The organism is Microcystis sp. M090S1, from assembly GCF_020246295.1.
In the GTDB taxonomy this organism is placed as follows: domain Bacteria; phylum Cyanobacteriota; class Cyanobacteriia; order Cyanobacteriales; family Microcystaceae; genus Microcystis; species Microcystis aeruginosa.
The window spans coordinates 1-2,679 of sequence record NZ_JADBTF010000157.1 but is presented as its reverse complement, the minus strand read 5'-3'; the positions used below and the strand labels follow the sequence as shown (position 1 = coordinate 2,679).

The following is a 2,679-nucleotide window of genomic DNA, read 5'->3' as shown; positions in this document are numbered from 1 at the left end:
TTTTGAGAGAATCGTGCTTCAAAACCTTGCGTCTTCATCGGCCCGCGTCCTGTAGGGGCGAAGCATTCGGATAAAAAATCTACGGTTTCACCGATAGGTTATTGCCCGAATGCTTCGCCCGTACTTTTTCAGCAAACCCTATTTAATCTTGGTTCCGAGGGTGTTGGGTAACAGTCGTCAACCCAACTACGGGCTGCTTTCAACAAGGCAAAAGCTGCCTGGGACGCACCCTAGAATATCTCAAAAAAAATCGACCCGCCTAGCGGCGGGAAAAAGAGAAAAAGAGAAAAAGTAAAAAAGGGTAAAAAGGGTAAAAAGGGAATAAGGGTTACAGAGTCCTCCCAGCACCGCACACCACCCGAAAACCGTTGCCGTGGTTGTAGTGGCCGCGGCGGAGGCTGAGGTAGCGGAAAGCGGAACGGCAGAGATTTGGATCGTCGGACCAAGAACCGCCCCGCAATGGAGAACGATTATCATTACCATTTTTTAGCCAAGCACTGCCATCCTTTGGCGCTCCGATATAGTTATCATGCCAATTGTCCTCGCACCACTCCCAAACATTGCCACTCATGTCATACAGTCCCCAAGCATTGGGCTTTTTCTGGCCCACAGGATGAGTTGTATTCTGAGAATTTCCGTCATACCAAGCGTAATCTCCTAACTGACTAGCATCATCACCGAAATAATAGCGAGTGGTTGTCCCCGCACGACAGGCATATTCCCATTCCGCTTCTGTCGGTAGGCGATAGGTTTTCCCTGTTATTTGACTCAATTTCTGACAAAAGGCTTGAGCGTCATCCCAACTAACCTTTTCTACCGGATTTTGCGGATTATTTTTAAACCAAGAGGGATTTTTTCCCATTACCGCTTCATATTGTGCCTGAGTCACTGGATATTTCCCGATCGCAAAACTGTTTACTTGAACTTGGTGTTGAGGCTTTTCCTCATCCGAAGCATAGATAGCACTATCAGGAGACCCCATGAGAAATTTACCTGCTGGTAAGCCTACCATCTCCAGTGTTACTCCGTTGGGTAGGTTTTCTGTAAATGGGGTTGGCTTTGTAAACCTGACAGATACAGGACTTGGAGAAGGAGGAGGAGTAGGATTCTGACGAAACAACTGAGCGAAAATATTACTAGCGACTGTCCCTACTGTAACTAACCCCAAATTTATTAAGACTTTACGACGCGACCATCTTTGAGGAGGTATAGGTGAAGGAGATGATTTAATCGATACTGGGGGAGGTGGTGGCGAAACTGGACGAGGTGGTGGCGAAGAGGGCGATCTGGGCGATACTTTAGGTGACGGTGTAGATGTCACAGTAGCGATACTGTTCCCCGGAAAAATATCAAGATTTAAATCACTAAATCGCTCACACCAATAACACTTTCCGTAACTGCGGTTGTAGTAATGATTATCAATTTTGCCACAGCGTATAACCTCTTTTAGTGCAGCTTCCAAAGTACCACGCCATTCCTTAGCCGTCGGTCGTCTGTGGGGGAATTTATGTCCCTCATTAAAACAGCGCAAAAATAAGGCGTGTAAGTCGGGATGTAAAATATTTAATGGGATTGTCGTATCACTAGGTACAAGCAATTGATCCCCAGAAAAAGGCCATAGTCCCCGTCGAATTAGTTCCGACTGTTCCAGGGAATCCCCTCCTCCTTGCCACAATCCCCGAAACGGCGGCCCGCCAAATAATAGATAATAAATAACAACTCCTAATCGAAAGCGATCATGCACTTCTGTTTGATCTACATCTGCTAGATTCACTCCGATTAATTCCGCCGGTGTAAATCCTTCTGAGCCAACTAAACACCGATATATTTTACCGCTATAGGGATCTGATACTTGAAATGAATCTGTATCAATAATTGTAGGCAACGCCCGATTATTCACTAAGATATTTGCTAGCTTGATGTCTCCCAAAACATAACCTTTAAGGTGAATTGCTTCGATAATAGCGGCTATATTCCGCGCTACTACATGAAGAAAATACCAATTAGTTTCTAACTTGTATTTTCTTCTCATTATGGGCGTACAAAGCTTTAATAATGTTTCTGAACCCACCACTTCTGGCATTAAAAACCCAACGACTTTTCCCTGTTTATCTTCCAAGATAGAATAGGGCCAAGCGAAGGAAATATGGTTAAGATGAGCATTAGGATCACTGGGACGATTTCTCACCATTAACTGTAATTTATCAACCCTTTCATTATGGGGATTGTGGTAGATTTTCGCTAAGTACCCATTAAAGTTAGTGTGCCATACTTTCGCCTCGCCACTGTTCGCCAGTTCTTGCGTCAGTGTAATCCAGCGATTCTGTAGTTGACAGCGATAAGTTAAAGACATCAAAAAATCTCCGAGTATTTGTGCTGTTCAGAAAATTTTATCTAGTCGTTTCTAATAAGTTAGATATAAGTAGCTGGTTATAATTAAATAGATTTTGGGTTCGATCCCCCCTGCCCCCCTTGATAAGGGAGGTGCCGATCCCCCCTGCCCCCCTTGATAAGGGGGGTGCCGATCCCCCCTGCCCCCCTTGATAAGGGAGGTGCCGATAGGCGGGGGGATCCCCCCTGCCCCCCTTGATAAGGGGGGTGCCTGACAACTTTTAACACCTACCTACTTATTATAAGTGTGAGCATCTTGCTCACTTACTAATAATATTAAGTAGCTGG

1 protein-coding gene is annotated in these 2,679 nt (G+C 45.1%); it reads right to left on the bottom strand.

What is annotated here, in order from left to right:
• Positions 1 to 328 precede the first annotated feature (328 nt).
• Positions 329 to 2,353 carry an SUMF1/EgtB/PvdO family nonheme iron enzyme gene (locus IM477_RS07065; protein ID WP_287731100.1) on the bottom strand — a complete coding sequence of 675 codons (2,025 nt, stop codon included), beginning with the start codon at positions 2,351 to 2,353 and terminating at the stop codon, positions 329 to 331.
• Positions 2,354 to 2,679: the final 326 nt, after the last annotated feature.